Origin of the sequence: Pelagicoccus sp. SDUM812002, from assembly GCF_031127835.1 — a bacterium.
In the GTDB taxonomy this organism is placed as follows: Bacteria; Verrucomicrobiota; Verrucomicrobiia; order Opitutales; family Opitutaceae; genus Pelagicoccus.
Genome location: NZ_JARXHX010000016.1, coordinates 60,598 through 79,458, shown reverse-complemented (window position 1 = coordinate 79,458; position 18,861 = coordinate 60,598). Strand labels below are relative to the sequence as shown.

Below are 18,861 nucleotides of genomic sequence, written 5' to 3'. Positions count from 1 at the left end.
CTACTCTAATATGAAAAATAAACTCATTTTACCCCTGTTAGCCCTCGCCATGTCCGTACTCGCCTTTTCTATGCAAGCTCGAGAAAAACCCCGCGTATTCGTATTAACTGACATCGAGAACGAGCCGGACGATGCCATGTCGCTGGTGCGGTTTCTCGTGTATTCAAACCAATGGGACGTGGAGGCCTTAGTCGCCACGACTTCCGTTCACCAGCAGCACGAGATCGCAACGTGGCGAATCAAGGAAATCGTCGAAGCCTATGGAAAGGTACGCGACAATCTCGAGTTGCACGAGCCCGGCTTTCCAAGTGAGGAGTATTTGCACTCTGTGACCAAGGAAGGACGCACTGATTATGGGATGAATGCAGTGGGCGAGGGAATGGACTCCACCGGTTCCGATTGGCTGATCGAAGTGGTCGATCGCGATGACCCTCGCCCTGTATGGGTGACTGTTTGGGGTGGTCCAAACGTTCTGGCTCAGCCCCTTTGGAAGGTACGCGAAACGCGTACGCCTTCTCAGTTGAAAGCCTTCATATCCAAGCTGCGAGTATATACTATTTCCGATCAGGACGATAGCGGTCCGTGGATGCGGGAGCAGTTTCCCGACCTGTTCTACATTGCCAGTCCCGGCTTTCATGCGTGGGGCGGCTATCACTTCGCGACATGGAGCGGAATCGGTGGAGACGAGTTCCATGCCCGCTGCGACGGGGCTAATTTCGAGATCGTGGACAATCCTTGGCTCGACGAACACATTCGCAGCAAGGGACCATTGGGTGAACAGTATCCGCAAGTTAAATACCTAATGGAAGGGGACACTCCGACCTTTTTGCATCTCATGGACAATGGACTCGGCAATCCAGAGCGACCCGACTGGGGCGGTTGGGGTGGTCGCTACGAATATTACACGCCACGCTGGAAGAAGTACTTCTTGCAAGAAGAGACCCGTCCGTTTTGGGCGGATGCGGATGACGAGGTTCTCGGAATAGACGGCAAGTGGCATACGGGCAACCACGAGACGATCTGGCGTTGGCGGGAGGCCTACCAAAACGATTTCGTGGCTCGTATGGATTGGACGATCAAGTCCCCCGAAGAGGCGAACCACCCACCGGTCGCCGTGCTAGCTCACTCCAATCGGCTCAAGGCTCGAATCGGCGACAAGGTTCCGCTGAGTGCGGTCGGAAGCTACGACCCCGATGGAGACGAACTCACGTATCATTGGTTCGCTTACAACGAAGCAGGCTCCTACGCCACTGAGCGGGCTCGTACAGGTTACCCTGTCGTAATCGAAGGTCATGACAAGGCGGAAGCTGTTTTGCAAGTGCCTGCCAAGAACAACGCCCGTCCCGGGGACCTGCATATTATTTTAGCGGTGACCGACAAGGGCAGCCCTGCGCTGACGCGTTATCAGCGCGTGATTGTGGAGGTGACTCCGTAATTTCGTAGCGCGGAGCTTCAGCCCGCGACCGCTTTGCGGGATCAATTATTCGAAAACGCGGGCTAAAGCTCCGCGCTACTTTTATTTACCATGAAAAAACTTTTTACGCTTGTTCTGACTCTTGTGTTCCTAAGCTGTTTGACCGCGTCGGAGAGGCAGCGCCTCTTAGTGTTAACCGATATCGGTGGCGATCCTGACGATCAGATGTCGCTGGTACGCCTTCTGACTTACGCGAACCATATCGACATCGAGGGCTTGGTGGCGACGCCTCCGGGAGGGGCGACGCGTCCGGTGAATCCGCAATACCTTCACTCGAAAGTCGGAGCGTATGGCAAAGTTCGCGACAACCTTGAACTGCATGAGCCTGGCTTTCCAAGTGAAGCGTATTTGAAGGAACGCATCGCTAGCGGCTTGCCGCTGGGGGACATGGAGGCGGTGGGCGAGGGGAAGGATTCCGAGGGATCGGAGCTGCTAATCGACGCGGTCGATCGCGACGATCCGCGCCCATTGTGGGTAGCGGTTTGGGGTGGTCCCAACGTATTGGCTCAAGCCCTGTGGAAAGTCCGGGAGACTCGAAGTTCGGAGGAATTGGCGGCGTTCGTATCCAAACTGCGGGTATACGCGATCTCCGATCAGGACAATTCCGGTCCTTGGATCCGAAAGGAATTTCCGGAACTCTTCTATATCGTCACTCCTGGCGTGAACGCGGGGGGCGGCTTTCACCACGCCACCTGGATCGCTATCGGGGGCGACCGCTTCCACGGCCGGTTTGGCGGCGCAGATTTCGACCTGGTCAGCAACGAGTGGCTCGATCGACACGTGCGCAGCCATGGTCCTCTTGGAGAAGTGTATCCAGAATGGAAGTTCATGATGGAAGGCGATACTCCCTCCTTTTTTAACCTAATCAACAACGGTCTGAGCGTGCCCGAGCGTCCGGACTGGGGAGGTTGGGGTGGCCGCTACGAGCTTTACACGCCGAAGACGGAAAAGTGGTTTCTCGAACCTGAGACTCGTCCCATCTGGACCAACGTTCAGGACGAGGTGCTCGGCAACGACGGCGAGTGGCACACCACCAATCACGCGACGATCTGGCGTTGGCGCGAAGCCTATCAAAACGATTTCGCCGCTCGCATGGACTGGACAATTAAACCTTATGAAGAAGCGAACCATCCACCGATTGTGCAGCTCGACATTCCGAACTATATCAAGGCCAAGCAAGGCGAACGGATCGATCTGAGCGCGGTTTCCTCCTACGACCCTGACGGTGACGCTCTGTCGTATCGATGGTTCTGTTACGAAGAGCCCGGCACGCGTCGCATGTCAAACGCCCGCACGGGCGACAAGCACGACATTCACGGTTTCGACGGACCCGAAGCCTGGCTCGAGGTCAAAACCAGCCGCGTCATGCCGCCGGGCACCGGCACCATGCATATCATCCTCGCCGTCACCGACCACGGTTCGCCGCGTCTTACGCGGTACCAACGAGTCATCATCGATGTAGTGGAGTGAGATCCTTCAAGCAATACGTTTTATGAACAACAAACGACACAAGAGCACAAGCAGGCTATCGCTGCTGTTGGCAATCGTTGCCCTAGGAACGGGCGCACTGTCATCTGCGAAGAATGAAGCCATTGCCGGCACTCCGTATTCGCTGTTCCCTGACAAGGTGGTGGTGACTCGGGTGATGCATTTCGAAAACTGGTGTTGGAAGATCGCGGCCGGGAATGGGACCTGGTACTTCGAGACCGGCGAAACGGATGGCAAGACCGGATTCAGCAGCGCTTTCGATCACGCAGGCAACGATTGGATCGGCAACGACGCGGACAAGGGCTACAACCTTTCGCCGCGCGGCACGGGCAAGCACGAGTATCGCGGCTGGCCGAACTTCGGGAATGGCAATTTCGACCATCCTCAGCGACCGAGCGGCTCTTCGACGCGGTGGGTTGACGAGAACGGGGAGGATCTCGCGTTCGATGCCCAGGGTATGCTGAAGGGGGAGCACCTGCGCATGAGATCCGCCAACGAGACCTATGAACTCGAGTATCATTTCTTTCCCAGTCATATCGCTATCAAGGTGCTGAGGGCCGACGATGCCTACGCGTTTCTGTTCGAGGGGCCGATCGGAGGCGAGATGGAAGGGCCGGAGGTGGACAAATGGGTCTTCAAGGACGGAACGGAAAATGGGCAATTGTGCAGCCTTACAGAGTGTTTTTCGCCGTTTATCTATTTTTTGGATACGGACCCCAAGGATACCCAGGTCCTCTATATCGGGGCGACAAACTTGCCGGAAGGCATCGGAGGCGAGTCCTACGTGCAGAAGGATAACATGGTAGTCGTAAGCTACGGTCGGGTCGGCACTTGGCCCAACGACAATCGCTCCCTCACGGGGACGGATCCGGTAGCGGTTTTTGGGTTTCATGACAAGGAAGGGCACAAGGAAATCAGCCGCTTCATCGAGCAGCGTTTGGTGGAACCTTTCAGTCCGGTCGGTCCGCCGAATCAGGCGGCTCACGCCGAAAGGGAGCTCTGGTTCAACATCTGGCTGCGGGACTATATTGCGGCGACGTATCCAGATGTGGAGGTAAAGGACAATCGAGACTGGTTTCAGGCAGCGATTCCTGAGCAGGACCTGGTGGTGAATTGGGCTTTCCTGCCCCAGGATCGTTATACGATGAAAGGGGTCGTCGGCTTGTACGAAGACAAGCACCTTTTCATTTCGAGCAGCGTGCCGAGGAAGGATTGGGAGAGCGCGGCGGATATTCGTTACTTCGACGGGATCGGGTATGAAGTGCCGGCCTACGACGCGGATACGGTCGGCGCTTTTGAAGTCGCCAAACGTACTGTGGTGCAATTCGACGGGGACGGCAGCCAATTTCTCGCGGACATGCAAGCGGCTTGGGAAGGGCGGGAATCGCTACTGGCGGATCCCGGATACAAGCCGCGCGTCGTCAATACGACCGATCTCGGCGCCGATCCGGATGATAAGCAATCTCTCGTGCGGCAGTTGGTGATGGCGAACGCGTTCGATATCGAGGGACTCGTCGTATCTACCGGCTGTTGGAGAAAGAACCAAAGGAATACGGACATGCTCGACGAGATCGTCGATGCCTACGGAGAAGCGTATCCAAATTTGGACGTACATGCCGACGGATTCCCTGCGCCGGAATACCTGAGATCGATTTCCGTGATGGGGCAGCTAGGCTATGGCATGGGCGATGTTGGCGAGGGCAAGGATAGTCCGGGCTCCGACATGATCATCGCAGCGGTCGACAAGGACGACCAGCGCCCCGTTTGGGTGATGGGCTGGGGTGGCATGAACATCGCCGCGCAAGCGATTTGGAAAGCGCGCGAGACGCGAACGCCGACCGAGTTTCAGGAGTTTTTGAGCAAGCTCCGTCTTTTCGATATCCTTGGGCAGGACGACGCGGGAGCATGGATTGCCAAGAATTTTCCGGAGGTTTTCTACATTCGAGCCACTGGCGTATACGGCTGGGCTCCGTCGGACGAGCATCTAGCGGAGCATATTCAGAGTCACGGTCCGCTCGGGGCGGTTTACCCCGAGCGCAAGTATGCGACCGAAGGCGATACGCCTGCCTTTATGCATGTGTATCCAAATGGCTTGAACGACCCCGAAGCCGTTGGCCAAGGCGGCTGGGGCGGTCGCTTCGAAACCGAAAAGAAGGCCGGCATCCGCAGTATGTCGGAGGTCGCCAAAATCGATTCCGATGCCGAGCCGTCTTACGATCCTTACTACATGTACGGAAATACGCCGAAAGGTGGGCAGTCGATCAAGCGCTGGGAGACCGAGTACAACAACGACTTCGCAGCGCGTATGGACTGGAGCATTACAAGCGATTACGAGGACGCGAATCATCATCCGGTCGCTATTTTGAATGGCGACCGCTCCAAGCGGATCATTGAACTATCCGCTCGGGCTGGCTCGGAGCTTTCGCTCTCGGCCGAGGGATCGAGCGATCCGGATGGGGACGGGCTGAGCTACGAATGGTCCTACTACGAGGAGCCGAGTTCGTTTGATGGCCCGGTCGATATCCGCAATGGTTCTTCGCGCGTCGCAACGGTGCGGATCCCGCAAGACGCGGTCGGAGATGACCTACACATCATCCTGAAAGTCTACGACGACGGCGCGCCCAATTTGTACGCTTATCGCCGAGCAATCGTGAAGGTGTCTGAGTAGATTGATGGAACCCCCCGGAGAGCTTTTTAACTTAACCGAACCACGCTTATGAACCGAATCTTTATCCTGCTAACTGCCTTGGTGCTGGTCGCGCCTTTCTCTGAAATGAACGCCGGAGAGATCCGCGGTGTGGTGCGAGATAGCGCGACCGCCCTGCCGATTGTCGGCGTGGAAGTCCGCGCCACCGGGGCCGATCGGTTGACCCGATCGAATGCGGAGGGCCAATTTGTTCTTTCAGTACCAGCGGATCGGCCGGAGGACGATTTTGTGACGCTGCAGTTCGAAGAGGATCGCTACTGGAGGAAGGAGAAACGTATCTCTCTGGCGAATACGGAAGGCATGGAGATCGAACTACAGGCGCAAAAGCAGCGCTTGGTAGTGACAACCGATATCGGCGGCGAGGATCCCGACGACGAGCAGTCGATGGTGCATCTGTTGGTGGCGTCCAACGAGTTTGAGCTTGAGGGCTTTGTGATCGGATACGCTTGGCTGGACGATTACTTTCGTCCGAAGGACCTTTCGCTTTCCATCGTCGAGGCCTACGAGGAATGCCTCCCGAATCTGAGGACTCACGCTGACGGGTATCCAAGCGCGGACTACCTGCGGTCGATCCTCGCGACGGGACAGAAGGAGGCGTTGCTTAAAGGGGTCGGGGAAGGCAAGGATTCGGAAGGGTCCGAGCTGATTATTTCGGTAGTAGACAAGGACGATCCGCGTCCGGTTTGGATCAATGCGTGGGGCGGCACCAACACAATCGCTCAAGCGATCTGGAAGGTTCACCACACGCGCTCGCCTGAGGAATTCGCGCGATTCATCCACAAGATCCGCATCTACGATATACTGGGCCAATGCGATACGGGCGCTTGGATGGCGAAGACCTTTCCGGAGCTGACCTATATCCGCACCAAGTCGATCTACGGTTGGGCCCCAAGCGACGAGTGGGTAGCGGAGCACGTGCAAAGCCACGGTCCGCTCGGACCCAAGTACCGTGACCGCCGCTGGGCGACTGAAGGGGATTCTCCTGCGTTTATGCACTTGATGGCCCGCGGTCTGAACGATCCGAACGAGATCGATCAAGGGGGCTGGGGCGGTCGCTTTTCTTGGGACAAGAAGGCTGGTATCCGTACGATGGATATCGTAATCCGGAGCGGGGTGGACGAAACGCTCTACGATCCTTATGAGATGCTGACGGACACGGAGGAGGGCATCGAGTCGATCAAACGCTGGCTAGAGGCTATCCATAACAGCTTGGCAGCTCGTATGGACTGGAGCATTACGCCGAACTTCGAGGATGCGAACCACTTCCCCGTTGCGGTCTTAAATGAAGACATGACGCGGCAGGTCTTGGAAATAGAAGCGGCGGTAGGCGAGATTCTGGAACTCAGCGCTGAGGGTTCAAGTGACCCTGACGGCGATGCGCTGAGCTATGAATGGGTTTTCTACAGGGAGCCGAGTTCGTTCGACGGTCCCGTAGTGATTCGGGATAGCTTTTCACGCCTCGCTTCCGTTGAGATTCCGGAGGATGCAGCCGGAAGTAGTATTCATATTGTCCTGAAGGTCTACGACAGCGGCTCGCCTGAATTGTATGCTTACCGCCGGGCAATCGTAAAGGTGACGGAGTAGATTCGTTGGGACCTTCCGAAGGGATGAGCCTCGGAGAAGCGATGGGAGAGTAGTAGCATGACGGTATTGTTCGAAATGTGAACCGATTGGGAGTTGAAGGACATTCGTTCGGAAAAGGGGGCTTCGGTCGGAGCGTCGTAGCTGCAAAGGCGAGTCTGAGCCCATAAAAGGACAACAACCGGGGATGCTATCTGGTTCCAAGCCTGGAGGGAGGCGTTGGATTGTAGGGGTTTGGATGGATTGAAGTGGAAGTTTGGGAGAAGACTTGGTTCTACGTCTCGCGGGCGGGCTGCTTGCCCCCGGTTTCTTCGTCTTCTAATCTGTTGCGTAGGGGAGCTATTGCACGACCGCCGTACAACACTATCCCTAAATTGAAAGTCGTGCGCTCCAACCCGTAGCTACGCAACTACAAGCACTGGTGCCCAGGGGGGGAGTCGAACCCCCACGCCTCGCGGCACATGATTCTGAGTCATGCGTGTCTACCAATTCCACCACCAGGGCCAGTGTTGAGAAGGGCCAGACGAAAAATGAATTATTGGCCCTGCGCAAGCCGTTATTGCTGGGAGTCGTCTTTGCTCCGACCGCACGGAATCAGTTCGGCTCTGAATCCAGTTATCGCCTGCGAATTGCAGAGCTTCCTGCTCGGGTCGTCGAGGCAGTGGCTCGCCGTCATTTGGCTTACTTTTGGGCGATCTTAGGCTTGCTGACTGAGCAGCCGCAACTGCCGCCGCAGGACGAGTCTTTAGACTGGCGCTGCTTGAGCAGGTAGCGTCGCGTCAGGTAGGCTCCGGCGAGGAGAACGATGACGATTACGACTGCAGTTTCGGTTGGGCTATTCATTTGGCTAAAATGCAAGTTGACTTCCGCTAATCTATACTGAAACTCGATCTCAACAAGCATCAAATCTTATTGGGAGCATAAAATTGAAAACGCTTAACGATCTCACTCAGGGCCAGACTGCCCGTATCAGCTGCTACTTGCCTCGTTTCTCCGCTGCGAGGCGCTTGATGGAGCTAGGGCTGATGCCTGGGACGATGGTGCGTTTTGTGAAGGCGGCGCCGCTGGGCGACCCGATCGCTTTGGAGGTGGATGGCCGTCATCTTAGCCTTCGTCGTGTGGACGCTGCTCAAATCACGGTTCAGGCCCTTTAGTTTAGAGCCTCGACGTATTTAGATTGTGGCAAACGGAATTATCCCGACCGAGGGCGGCGTCGCGCGAATCGCTCTTCTCGGAAACCCAAATACGGGCAAGAGCACGCTCTTCAATTGCCTCACGGGGCTACGTCAAAAGGTAGGCAATTACCCGGGGGTTACGGTTCAGCGTAAGGTGGGCCGGATGATCTACGGCAAGAATGTGGCCGAAATCATCGACTTGCCTGGAACTTACAGCTTGGCTGCGGATTCGCCGGATGAGCGTGTGGTGGTCGATGCTTTGATGGGTGAGGTCGAGTCGCTCGAGTGCCCTGATCTCGTCCTTTTTATCGTAGATGCCACAAATCTGCAGCGGAACTTGTTTCTGGCTTACCAGACAGCTCAGCTGGGGATTCCGATGGTGTTGGCTGTCAATCACTGGGATTCAGCCCGAAAGAAGAATATCAAGATCGATATCGAGGGTCTGGGACAAGCTCTAGGGGTTCCCGTGGTTCCAATTTCAGCGGCTAGAGCGGAAGGGATCACAGAACTAAAGGAAGTGATGGCTGCGGCCTTGGTCTCCAAGCCGCACGTGACGGAGGCAAAGTGGCCTGAGTCCGTGATGAAAGCGCTAAACGCAGCTCGCGACGCGCTGCCAGAGTCTGTCCGTCCGGCAGCGACGAATGCGGTACTGCACCGCAGCGTCTTCGACGAGGATCGCAGCTTCTTCAAGCGACTCGGAGCTACCGATGAACAGGCAGGAGCCGCTATCGACGCGGGGCGGCAAATGCTGTTCAAAGGGGGGCTCAATCCTAGCAATGCAGAGACGGTGCTTCTCTATCGTCACATCAAGGAGAAGGTGGCAAGTTGTATCGAAATCGACACTACCCGAACCGGTAGCGGAAGTGAGTCGATCGATTCCATCTTGACGCACAAGGTGTGGGGTTTGTTCGCTTTCTTGGGTTTGATGTATGTAGTCTTCCAATCGGTCTACAGTTGGGCAGGACCTTTCATGGACCTTATCGATGCGGGCAAGGGTATGATCCAGGATCAAATTGGTAGCTGGCTTGTACAATGGCCGATGCTGCAGAGCTTGGCGACTGACGGAATCGTTGAGGGTGTGGGAGCAGTATTCATTTTTCTGCCACAGATTCTGATCCTGTTCTTTTTCATCACCCTACTGGAGGATACTGGATACATGGCGCGGGCTGCTTTCCTAATGGATAAGCTCTTCAGCTGGTGTGGTTTGTCTGGCAAGAGTTTTGTCCCCCTTCTCTCTAGCTATGCTTGCGCGATTCCGGGAGTGATGGCTACTCGGACTATTCAGGATCCGAAGGCGCGAATGATCACGATCCTTTTGGCTCCATTCATGAGCTGTTCGGCGCGTTTGCCGGTATATGTACTCCTTATCGGGGCATTCATCGAACCGACCTATGGAGCGGCGGTGGCGGGTATTTGCCTGTTTACGATGCATTTCGTCGGCCTTTTGGTGGCTATGCCCTTTGTGTATGTGGCGAACAAATACGTGCTGAAAATTCCACCACAGACTTTCGTGCTGGAGATGCCATCGTACCAAGTGCCGAAAGTGCGTGATGTGCTCATGCGCATGTACAACCAGGGCAAAGAGTTCGTGAGAAACGCGGGTACGGTGATTTTTGCCATCACGATCGTGATCTGGGCTTTGCTCTATTTCCCGCGGAGCGAGGAAGTCGCGGAAAGCGCAACGACAGCATTTGCGTCCGCCCAAGCGGATGCCTTGGGGACTACGCAAGCTGACGCGTTGGCTATGCTTGAGGCGGACGAAGAAATGGCGGATCAGTTGGATCGAAGAATCGCTTCAGCTTATGTGGAGCAAAGCTATTTGGGACGTATTGGAAAAACGGTACAGCCTGTCTTTGCTTGGGCTGGCTTCGACTGGAAAATTACGGTAGGCGTGATCGCTAGTTTTCCAGCACGAGAGGTTATTATTTCGACCCTGGGAATCATCTACAGCCTCGGTGGAGATGTGGATGAGGAGAGCAGCGATTTGCGCGATGTGATGGCGGCCCAAAAGTGGCAAGAAGGCGAGAAGGCTGGGCAGCCGATCTTCACGATTCCAGTTGTGTCGGCGATTATGGTATTTTTCGCCCTGTGTCAACAGTGTGGGGCGACGGTAGCCGTGATTTCCCAGGAAACGAGTTGGAAGTACGGTGTGTTCTCTTTCGTTTTTATGACGACTCTGGCGTGGATAGCCGCGACGGTCGTTTACCAAGTTGGAAGTTTGTTGTGACGATAGATCTATTGTAGGGTCGATTTGAATCGCAGCTTTGCGCCTCCTTTCGCAGGTTTGCGTCCATATGGTTGGTGTCGAAAAGTTGAGCCTGCAGGCTTTCAGGAAGCGAGTTGTTGCGGGAAGTTTTTCTTTGTATTCGGATTTGAATACGGCTTTGCGTGGGATGCAGTTCGTGCAGGCGGATCCGATACGTTGTCCAGCTCGGGCTCAGGATTTGATTCTAAGGCAAAGGGTACAGGATTACCGTGCTGGGGACCTTGAACGCCTGTTTCCCGATATGGCCGCGGAGGAAGGGTATCTTTTTGCTTATGGCTTTATGGTGCCTGAATTGTGGAGGAATCTGCGAGGGCGATCCCTCGCTAAATTGAGCAAATTGGAAACAGCTGTGTTGAATGCGGTGAGAGAACTGGGCGAAGTCCATCCTCGTGATCTCGATGAGCGCTTTGGGAGGAAATCGGTCAGGAACTATTGGGGAGGCAAATCGAAGGAGACGAAGCGCGTTCTGGATTCGCTGCATGACAGCGGATTGCTGAGAGTAAGCCGCCGGGAGAATGGCGTGCGCGTCTATCAAGTACCGTTTCTAGATGACGAGAAGGAACTACTAAACGTCGAGCGGTATAAGAATCTAGCAATTGCGACGGCCCATGTCTTCGGGCCGACATCGACACGGTTTTTGCTCACTGAGTTGGGATATCACAGATGGTTGTTACCGGACCGAAAAGACAGACTCGCCGCGGTGAAAAGTCTGATCGAGGACGGTTCTCTGCAGGAGGTTGTGGTAGAGGGTGTGGCCTATTTATGGATACGAGAAGACTGGCTGGTGACTGACCATCCGGATCGGGTTCGAATCTTGGCTCCCTTTGATCCGTTGGTACGTAATCGGAATCGCTTCGAGCAGCTGTGGGGATGGACCTACCGGTTCGAAGCCTATGTACCGGCGTCGAAACGTGAGCGTGGCTACTATGCAATGCCCGTTTTGTGGAAAGGTCAGGTGATAGGTTGGGCGAATGCCAAGGTAGATTCTGGACGTTTGGATACGGAGTTTGGATATGCGGGAAAGCGTCCGAAAGGTAAGGCGTACCGAGTGGCTGCAGAGAAGGAAGTGGAGGCGATGGCCGTTTTTCTAGGTTTGGAGAGCGGATCTTGGGAAATTTCGCACACTGACGGATAGTGATCAGTTCGTCCTCTTTAAAGAAGATCATAGTTCTTAGGACCGGATGAGCTCGCACGAAAAAGCCGCGACCTTGGAGGGACGCGGCTTTGTTGAGTGAGTGATGTGATCGGAGTTAGCTTAGAGCCACTTCAATACCATGCGTATATAGTAGGTGGTATCGAGCTCCTCGTCGCCGATTTCGACTTCGCTGTTGTAGTCGAAGTTCACCCCTGTTCGCACGCTCCACGCATCGGACTTGAGAGGGAAATCGAAGCTTGTGTCGTAGATGAGGCGGAAGTTTCCGAAATCTTCGAGGGTAGGGGTGTAGGTGGCGCGGTTGGTCCAAGTCCCGAATTCGAAGGTTTCCTTGTGGCTCAAACCCAAGTCGAAGCTGGCGGCGCCCACGTCCATGAGGGTGGTGTCTTCACCGTAGTTTTCGGAGAGGTAACCGAGACCAGCGCGGATGCTAAGCTTGCGAGTGTCCGTGTCGGTGAATACATATCCAAAGCCGGCGGAGACCGTGAAGAACTGGTCGATTTCCTTAATGGCATCATAGCCGAATTCTGTGCGCACGTACCAGTTGTAGTGCTTCCCGAACTTGTTGGAGTAGTCGACGCCACCGCGGGCTTCGTCCGCGCTCTTTTCGTCGTCGACCTCTTGGTAGTTGACGCGAGCGAAGAAGGCGAGTGTGTCTTGCTCACCATCGAGGGTAGCGCGGAATCGGCTGCCGAGACCGGTAGAGCTGCGATTTCCGTTCTTTCCTGTCAGGTCGAATGCTGCTTCGTAGGCCCACTTGCGCTCAGCGGCAATCTCGGTGGGGCTCTTCTGACCAGGCATCCAAGTTTCGTCGATGGCGGATATGGTGCTGGTTATATTTCCGTTTGCTCCCTGGACCAGGATTGTTCCGTCTTGGCCGCTAACTGGACCTTGGACAACGGTGCCATCTTCTAGAGAAAGAGAGACCTCGTCGTCGGTCGTGATCGATTCAACTCGCTTCTGATCGATGATGATCTTGCCCGCGAAGTCTGTCTTCACTGAAATCTTACCTCCGTCAATGCCGAGGATCTTTCCGTTGATTGTAGAACCGCCTGTAGTGACGATAGTGTCTGCAGTTGCAGTGCTAGCGAGAAGGGCAGCAACTACGCTTAGAACAGGGAATAGCTTCATTTTTTATAGTTGGTTTGAATTTCGAGGCCTCAAACAAAGGGCAAATTCGCAAAAGTCCAGTGTTAGATTGCCATTTCCGGCTCGGTCGGGAGAGCTCGTTGTCTATTGTGCCGCAAACATTTACACTTTTATGAAGAGCCTCTGGAATGCCCTCTTTGAAGTGGTTCAGTGCCCGATGCTTCTGGAAATTTCAATTGGCGCGGCGCAGTACGGCTCCTACTGTCCGCGTTCCAACTGGGAAAGGCCGATATGACAGAACAACTGGAAGCAATTTGGAAAGCACTTCGCGAGGAAGCGGAAGCAGCCGCGGACTCGGAGCGTTTGTTGGTGGCCTACCTGCAGGAAACCATTCTCGGGCAAAAATCGCTCGAGGCGGCCTTGAGCTACACCTTGGCCTCTAAATTGAAGGACGAGATTCTGCCAAGCATCACCCTGCGAGATCTCTTTCTCGAAATTTTTGGGGAGGACGAGAAGTTGCGCGAGGCGATCCGTATCGACCTTCAAGCGGTTCGCGATCGTGATCCCGCTGCGAATGGATACCTCTCGCCTTTTTTGTTTTTCAAGGGGTTTAGCGCGTTGTCCGCTTATCGGTTTGCTAATCATCTCTGGTGCGACGAGCGCCGTCCCTTGGCCCTCTATCTTCAGTCCCTAATTTCGAGGACCTTTGGTGTGGACATACACCCGGCGGCTACTATCGGAAAGGGGATATTGATCGATCACGCCACAGGGGTGGTGATCGGTGAGACCGCTGTAGTAGGAGACAACGTTTCGCTGCTGCACAACGTGACCTTGGGCGGTACCGGCAAGGAGCGTGGCGACCGCCATCCGAAGGTGGGCAACGGAGTCCTTATCGCCGCGGGCGCGAAGGTTTTGGGCAACATCACGATCGGCGAGGGCGCCAAGATCGGCGCCGGCAGCGTGGTGCTTCGTTCGGTCAAGCCGCATTGCACGGTGGTGGGTGTGCCAGCTAGGTCGATCGGCACATGCGGCGAAACCTCTCCCGCGCTCGGTATGAACCAGCAAATCGATAGTGAGGATTCGCTCGACGAGCAGCCTCTGGACTACCAAGTGTAGTAAGTACTCGGAATAAGAGTATCTATAATTAGGATACAAAAGGGCAGCGACTTAGGTCGCTGCCCTTGTTTTTTTGTAATTGTCGGTCTGCCGAAGTCGACTCTCTGCGATCGGCTAGGCGAGCGTTAGCTAGTTCGTAGCGTCTTTGACGCCGTCGGCGATATCTTCTCCGGCTTCTTTCGCTTCGTCGGCCAACTCTTCGGTGGCATCCTTTGCTTCGTCAGCGGCATCTTCGAGGTCGTCTCCAACATCGTTATCGCTGCAGCCTGCTAGGGCGAAAATGAATGCGGATGCAAAGAGGCTGGTGAGTAGTGTCTTGATTTCGGTTTTCATAGTTTTCTGTGGTTAAACGTTAGTGTGAGTTGGTTGTCTGTTAGGCATTAGCATGTTCGCGTTGCTCGATATTTAGCGAGAGATCTTCGCTGGTTTTGAGTGTGCGAATAGGGAACGGGATTTCTATGTCGTTATCCCGGAAAGCTTCTGAGATGGTTTTGACGCCTTCGTGAATTGCGGCGAAGTAAGATTGTTCACCTGGATACTTTATCCAGTAGCGGACGGATAGCGAGATGCTAGACGAATCAAATCTGAGTGCGAAAGCTTCCACGTCCTTTTGGGGGTGAAGCCAGTCGCCGCAGTGAGATCGTATCGCATCCTGGGCGATCTCGGCCGCATTTCCGATGTCAGTATCGAAGGAGACGCCGACATCGATCTCGATGCGGCGCTCGCCGGTCTGCGAATAGTTAACGAGCTTACTTTGGAAAACGTGCTTGTTGGGAATGATAATCCGCTGGCCGCTGAAGTTAATGAGAATCGAGTTGCGAAGGTTTAGGCTCGCTACATGCCCGAGCTCGCCGTGCGTCTCGATGAGGTCGCCAGTCTTGAAGGGCTTTCGGATGCCCATGGTAATGCCTGCGATCAGGTTTTCTGCGAGATCTTGGAATGCGAAGCCGAGGGCAATACCTACGATACCTGCGCCAGCGAGCAGACTTAGGACCGTCTTTTGTAGCCCGAGAACACCGAGACCTATGAAGAGGCCCACCAGCAGCACGGCGACTCTCAGGATAGTCGATATCAATTGGGCGATCGCCCCAGTGTCAAAGGCGCGGGCGAAGAGTCGTTGACCGATGCGACGGCTGACGGAGGCCAGTACGAAGAAGATAGCGAAGATAACGAGGGCAGCGACGGCGTTCGGAAGGTGGCTGACGAGGAGTTCGTACCAGCGCGTCAGCTTTTCTGACAGTATGTTATAGGCGTCTTCAAATGATGCGGCAGTGTCGTTCATCGTCTACTAAACTTTGAGGTCGGAGGACTCGATCGGGGATCTTTGCTAGCTAGTTCAGGAGCCACTCTATGACTCTGTTTGAGAGGAGCATATGCAGCAGGACAGAAGGAGTTCAGCTCCATTTGTCGGGTGAGGTCTGAGAGAGAGTCTTGCTTCGTGCAGGCTGCGGAAGCGCTCGCTCGCGTGGTCATGCATTTTGCAATGAGGAAGTTGGTTTGGAACCCGCTTTAACGGGAAAAGGTTCAGGAGAGGATGGCCATTCAGTATTCTTGACGAATTCTCCCGCAAATGCCGTGCCAAGCCGGGCTCGGCAGGCAGGACTCGATGCTGGATTGGAGTGATCCGTCCGACAGAAATGCTACGTATCGTGGCTTGATTCGTGGGTGCTCCTTCGTACAGTCCCGCCCATGCCTAATACTTTCGGCAAGCTATTCACAATCAGTACCTGGGGCGAAAGCCACGGAGGCGGCGTCGGCGTTGTGATCGATGGTTGCCCCCCGAATCTTCCGCTCAGCGAAGCTGACATCCAGCCCGAGCTCGATCGCCGACGCCCTGGGCAGAGCGAAATCACGACTCCTCGCAAGGAAGCGGATCAGGTACAGATCCTTTCTGGTGTCTACGAAGGCAAGACTACGGGAACACCGATTTCCATGCTTGTGTTCAACAAGGATGCTCGCCCCGGCGCTTACTCCGAGATGAAGGAGAAGTTTCGCCCTTCGCACGCCGACTTCACTTACCAGACTAAGTACGGCCACCGGAATCCAGAAGGCGGAGGACGTTCCTCAGCTCGCGAGACGATCGGCCGGGTGGCCGCGGGCGCGATCGCCAAGAAGATTCTCAAGCTCACCTCTCAGGTAGAAACGCTCGCGTACGTTTCTCGCATCCATGACATTTCTATGCCGGAGGGCGTGGAGATTTCCGAAGCTTCCATTGAAGCCAACATCGTTCGTTGTCCAGACGCGGCGACTGCGGAAACGATGATTGATCGCATCAAGGAAGCTCGATCCAAAGGAGACTCCGTTGGTGGCGTCGTCGAATGCCGGATACGCAATCTCCCCGTGGGATTGGGCGAACCCGTTTTTGATCGTTTCGAAGCGGATCTCGGGAAAGCGATGCTTTCGCTCCCCGCAACCAAGGGGTTCGAAGTCGGTAGTGGCTTTGAGGGAACTCTCTTGAAGGGATCGGAACACAACGACTTGTTTGAAAACCGAGACGGCAAGGTGCGAACCAAGACGAATTTATCGGGAGGCGTGCAAGGGGGGATCACCAATGGAGAAGAGGTGGTATTCCGAGTCGCCTTCAAGCCGACGGCGACGATCCTGCAGGAGCAGGCCACGGTCGATCTCGAAGGTCAGGAGACGACTTTGATGGGCCGTGGTCGCCATGACCCTTGTGTAGTGCCGCGCGCAATACCGATAGTGGAAGCGATGGCGAATCTGGTGATTGTCGATCACATGATGCGCCAGCATGCGCAGAACCGCCTCTTCACGTTCGAAGCTTAATTGAAGACTGAAGATGGCCAAGCCAATCGTTTATCTCATACTCGGCTGTAAGGGCTCCGACCAGTTTCGCGTGATCGCAGACTTGATTGAGTTTGGCACGTCGGATGAAGAAAAGTCAGCTCTGTTTCACAGCTCGGATGACGCTGGAGAAGTGGCATCCGATTTCGAAGTGAAGCACCGCGAGGTGACGCAGGCTGCCTACTCGTTTGAAGCGGGCAAGCTCGCGCTGGAAGTCGATGAAGCCACGGATCTCGTATTTGTGGTGGCTGACGGACGGGGCGATCCTTCGGATTTCGTCGAAGCTTTTCACGGCTGGCTCCCCGAAGGCGGCTGCGAGCTAGGTCGCGTGATCACTGTACTGCATAGCGACTTGGCGATTGGAAACGAAGAAGCGTCTCCTTGGTTTGCATGCTGTATCCATTTTTCGGATGTCGTTTTACTTTCTCGACGCGAGAAGGTTGGGAACAAGGAAATCAAGGTCTTCCTCGACCGCTACGAGGAAGAGTGCTTTCCCTGCCTTTGGGAATACGTGAAGAAAGGGAGAGTTGGAAATCCATCGCTCGTTTTGGATACACAGTCGCGTCGCATTAGTCGCATTTTCGACGAGCCTGAAGTCTTCGACGATGATGACGAAGAAGAAGCGTGGGAAGATGATATCGCTGGCGATATTACGAAGGACCCATATCTGAAAACCGCATCTGGCGGCAAAAGGGCGAAAGAGCTCCCGGATATTGGAGCGTTCTTGTAGATATTAGAGTAGATCGGACTTTGTCTTGCGGGTTTTCTCCGCAGAAGCAACTCAGCTTTTAAAGCCGCTCCCGTATCCAGTCGACTATTGCGTCTGCGACTTTCGATTTAAGCAAGGTGTCGAGCGTTTGTATCGACTCTCTTGTGACAAAATGGACGGTGTTTTGATCTTGGCCGAAGATTGCTCCTTGGCTCACGTCGTTGGCGACCACGAGATCGCAGCCTTTGCTCACTAGCTTCTTCTGCGCGTGGTGGATAAGTTCGTCGGTTTCAGCAGCGAAACCTATGACCAGATGGGGCCGTTCTTCTTTTCTTAAGGTGCCAACGCTTTTTGCGATGTCGGGATTTTCTTCGAATTGGAGGTCGAGACCGGCTTCTTTCTTTAGCTTCTTGTCCGATTTGTTGGATACGCGAAAGTCACAGACAGCGGCGCAGCCGACAAAGATGTCGGCAGGTAGCTTCGCATCGACGGCAACCTTCATGTCCTCGGCGGATTCGACAGGAATGATTTCAATGTTTGGGTGTTTGGGAGCGTGTTCTTTGGTGTTGCCAACTACAAGAGAGACTTTGGCCCCTGATTGGGCGAGCGAGAGGGCGATAGCATTGCCTTGTTTGCCGGATGAAAAATTACTGATGTAGCGGACCGAATCGATGCGTTCGATAGTGCCTCCGGAGGTGACGATGGCGGTTTTGCCGCTCAAGGTTTCGGCGGATCGAAAGTGGGTCTCGATCGCGTCAAAAATGCTCGTAGGCTCCGCCATTTTTCCGATTCCGGTCTCGCCACAGGCGAGGGTGTCGGTCTGCGGGGCGACCAGTATAGCGCCGTCGGCTTGCGCTTGAGCAAGGTTACGACGGAATGCGGCGTTTTCCCACATCTCCGTATTCATGCTGGGAGCGAGCAGGATGGGCTTGTTCCTGGCGAGCAAGACCGAGGAAGCGAGGTCGTCGCCGATGCCATTGGCGATCTTTGCGATAATGCCAGCGGTGGCGGGGGCGATGGCGATAAGGTCGGCTCGACGGGAGAGCTCGATGTGGTTCATCTCATAGGAATGTTCGTCCCACATTTCTGTGTGGACTCTCTTGCCGGTGAGAGCTTCGACGGAGAGCGGGGTGATGAAAGCGGCACCGCCTTTGGTGAGTACACCTTCCACTTCAGCGCCCGCCTTTGTGAGCAGGCGAATGAGCTCGATCGCTTTGTAAGCGGCGATACTGCCTGTGATGATGAGTGTGATTCTTTTTCCAGTGAGGGATGACATGGGAAAGCCGATGGTGAGGAGTGGG

Annotated in this window: 15 protein-coding genes and 1 tRNA gene; 10 read left to right on the top strand and 6 right to left on the bottom strand. The window is 54.9% G+C overall.

The features are described from left to right. Positions 1-49 precede the first annotated feature (49 nt). The 4 genes from QEH53_RS18920 (at position 50) to QEH53_RS18905 (ending at position 7,253) form a co-directional block, all read left to right on the top strand. Complete coding sequence (locus tag QEH53_RS18920) at positions 50-1,435, top strand: nucleoside hydrolase-like domain-containing protein (protein ID WP_345785742.1); 1,386 nt, start codon at positions 50-52, stop codon at positions 1,433-1,435. A 90-nt stretch (positions 1,436-1,525) separates the two neighbouring features. Next, the gene (locus tag QEH53_RS18915) at positions 1,526-2,944 is read left to right on the top strand and encodes a nucleoside hydrolase-like domain-containing protein (protein ID WP_309024782.1); all 1,419 of its coding nucleotides are present in this window, start codon (positions 1,526-1,528) and stop codon (positions 2,942-2,944) included. Between the two features lie 22 nt (positions 2,945-2,966). After that, positions 2,967-5,630 carry a nucleoside hydrolase-like domain-containing protein gene (locus QEH53_RS18910; RefSeq protein WP_309024781.1) on the top strand — a complete coding sequence of 888 codons (2,664 nt, stop codon included), beginning with the start codon at positions 2,967-2,969 and terminating at the stop codon, positions 5,628-5,630. Positions 5,631-5,678: 48 nt separating this feature from the next. After that, positions 5,679-7,253: a nucleoside hydrolase-like domain-containing protein gene (locus QEH53_RS18905; RefSeq protein ID WP_309024780.1), complete on the top strand. Its 1,575-nt coding sequence runs from the start codon at positions 5,679-5,681 to the stop codon at positions 7,251-7,253. Positions 7,254-7,669: 416 nt separating this feature from the next. On the opposite strand, the gene QEH53_RS18900 is transcribed toward QEH53_RS18905, so the two are convergent. Both QEH53_RS18900 and QEH53_RS18895 read right to left on the bottom strand, forming a co-directional pair. Further along, positions 7,670-7,754: transfer RNA gene (locus QEH53_RS18900), tRNA-Leu, on the bottom strand. Positions 7,755-7,931: 177 nt separating this feature from the next. Beyond that, the gene (locus QEH53_RS18895; protein ID WP_309024779.1) at positions 7,932-8,093 is read right to left on the bottom strand and encodes a FeoB-associated Cys-rich membrane protein; all 162 of its coding nucleotides are present in this window, start codon (positions 8,091-8,093) and stop codon (positions 7,932-7,934) included. Between the two features lie 83 nt (positions 8,094-8,176). Between QEH53_RS18895 and QEH53_RS18890 the strand changes: the two genes are divergently transcribed. The 3 genes from QEH53_RS18890 to QEH53_RS18880 all read left to right on the top strand — a co-directional run bounded on the left by QEH53_RS18890 (position 8,177) and on the right by QEH53_RS18880 (position 11,826). After that, positions 8,177-8,404: a FeoA family protein gene (locus tag QEH53_RS18890; RefSeq protein WP_309024778.1), complete on the top strand. Its 228-nt coding sequence runs from the start codon at positions 8,177-8,179 to the stop codon at positions 8,402-8,404. Between the two features lie 25 nt (positions 8,405-8,429). Beyond that, positions 8,430-10,652, top strand: a complete 2,223-nt coding sequence (gene feoB, locus QEH53_RS18885; protein WP_309024777.1) for a ferrous iron transport protein B — start codon at positions 8,430-8,432, stop codon at positions 10,650-10,652. Between the two features lie 67 nt (positions 10,653-10,719). After that, the gene (locus tag QEH53_RS18880) at positions 10,720-11,826 is read left to right on the top strand and encodes a crosslink repair DNA glycosylase YcaQ family protein (RefSeq protein WP_309024776.1); all 1,107 of its coding nucleotides are present in this window, start codon (positions 10,720-10,722) and stop codon (positions 11,824-11,826) included. A 120-nt stretch (positions 11,827-11,946) separates the two neighbouring features. Here the strand turns inward: QEH53_RS18880 and QEH53_RS18875 are convergent, their stop codons facing one another. Continuing rightward, positions 11,947-12,975 (bottom strand): DUF481 domain-containing protein, encoded by a 1,029-nt coding sequence (locus QEH53_RS18875; RefSeq protein WP_309024775.1) that lies wholly within the window; start codon positions 12,973-12,975, stop codon positions 11,947-11,949. 249 nt (positions 12,976-13,224) lie between these two features. Between QEH53_RS18875 and cysE the strand changes: the two genes are divergently transcribed. Next, complete coding sequence (gene cysE / locus QEH53_RS18870; RefSeq protein WP_309024774.1) at positions 13,225-14,049, top strand: serine O-acetyltransferase; 825 nt, start codon at positions 13,225-13,227, stop codon at positions 14,047-14,049. Between the two features lie 129 nt (positions 14,050-14,178). On the opposite strand, the gene QEH53_RS18865 is transcribed toward cysE, so the two are convergent. Both QEH53_RS18865 and QEH53_RS18860 read right to left on the bottom strand, forming a co-directional pair. Continuing rightward, positions 14,179-14,382 carry a hypothetical protein gene (locus QEH53_RS18865; protein WP_309024773.1) on the bottom strand — a complete coding sequence of 68 codons (204 nt, stop codon included), beginning with the start codon at positions 14,380-14,382 and terminating at the stop codon, positions 14,179-14,181. Between the two features lie 40 nt (positions 14,383-14,422). After that, positions 14,423-15,331, bottom strand: a complete 909-nt coding sequence (locus QEH53_RS18860; protein WP_309024772.1) for a mechanosensitive ion channel family protein — start codon at positions 15,329-15,331, stop codon at positions 14,423-14,425. A 407-nt stretch (positions 15,332-15,738) separates the two neighbouring features. Between QEH53_RS18860 and aroC the strand changes: the two genes are divergently transcribed. Both aroC and QEH53_RS18850 read left to right on the top strand, forming a co-directional pair. Beyond that, a complete protein-coding gene (gene aroC / locus QEH53_RS18855) occupies positions 15,739-16,833 on the top strand; it encodes a chorismate synthase (RefSeq protein WP_309024771.1) in 1,095 nt (364 codons plus the stop codon). A 13-nt stretch (positions 16,834-16,846) separates the two neighbouring features. Next, positions 16,847-17,581: a hypothetical protein gene (locus QEH53_RS18850; RefSeq protein WP_309024770.1), complete on the top strand. Its 735-nt coding sequence runs from the start codon at positions 16,847-16,849 to the stop codon at positions 17,579-17,581. 58 nt (positions 17,582-17,639) lie between these two features. On the opposite strand, the gene coaBC is transcribed toward QEH53_RS18850, so the two are convergent. Beyond that, positions 17,640-18,836, bottom strand: coding sequence for a bifunctional phosphopantothenoylcysteine decarboxylase/phosphopantothenate--cysteine ligase CoaBC (gene coaBC, locus QEH53_RS18845; RefSeq protein WP_309024769.1), 1,197 nt, complete (start codon positions 18,834-18,836; stop codon positions 17,640-17,642). Positions 18,837-18,861: the final 25 nt, after the last annotated feature.

Bases quoted from the DNA above. Each gene is read 5' to 3' on its own strand.
- QEH53_RS18920 (WP_345785742.1), top strand. From the start codon at position 50: ATGTCCGTACTCGCCTTTTCTATGCAAGCTCGAGAAAAACCCCGCGTA.
- QEH53_RS18915 (WP_309024782.1), top strand. From the start codon at position 1,526: ATGAAAAAACTTTTTACGCTTGTTCTGACTCTTGTGTTCCTAAGCTGT.
- QEH53_RS18910 (WP_309024781.1), top strand. From the start codon at position 2,967: ATGAACAACAAACGACACAAGAGCACAAGCAGGCTATCGCTGCTGTTG.
- QEH53_RS18905 (WP_309024780.1), top strand. From the start codon at position 5,679: ATGAACCGAATCTTTATCCTGCTAACTGCCTTGGTGCTGGTCGCGCCT.
- QEH53_RS18895 (WP_309024779.1), bottom strand. From the start codon at position 8,093: ATGAATAGCCCAACCGAAACTGCAGTCGTAATCGTCATCGTTCTCCTC.
- QEH53_RS18880 (WP_309024776.1), top strand. From the start codon at position 10,720: ATGGTTGGTGTCGAAAAGTTGAGCCTGCAGGCTTTCAGGAAGCGAGTT.
- QEH53_RS18875 (WP_309024775.1), bottom strand. From the start codon at position 12,975: ATGAAGCTATTCCCTGTTCTAAGCGTAGTTGCTGCCCTTCTCGCTAGC.
- cysE (WP_309024774.1), top strand. From the start codon at position 13,225: ATGACAGAACAACTGGAAGCAATTTGGAAAGCACTTCGCGAGGAAGCG.
- QEH53_RS18865 (WP_309024773.1), bottom strand. From the start codon at position 14,382: ATGAAAACCGAAATCAAGACACTACTCACCAGCCTCTTTGCATCCGCA.
- QEH53_RS18860 (WP_309024772.1), bottom strand. From the start codon at position 15,331: ATGAACGACACTGCCGCATCATTTGAAGACGCCTATAACATACTGTCA.
- aroC (WP_309024771.1), top strand. From the start codon at position 15,739: ATGCCTAATACTTTCGGCAAGCTATTCACAATCAGTACCTGGGGCGAA.
- QEH53_RS18850 (WP_309024770.1), top strand. From the start codon at position 16,847: ATGGCCAAGCCAATCGTTTATCTCATACTCGGCTGTAAGGGCTCCGAC.
- coaBC (WP_309024769.1), bottom strand. From the start codon at position 18,836: ATGTCATCCCTCACTGGAAAAAGAATCACACTCATCATCACAGGCAGT.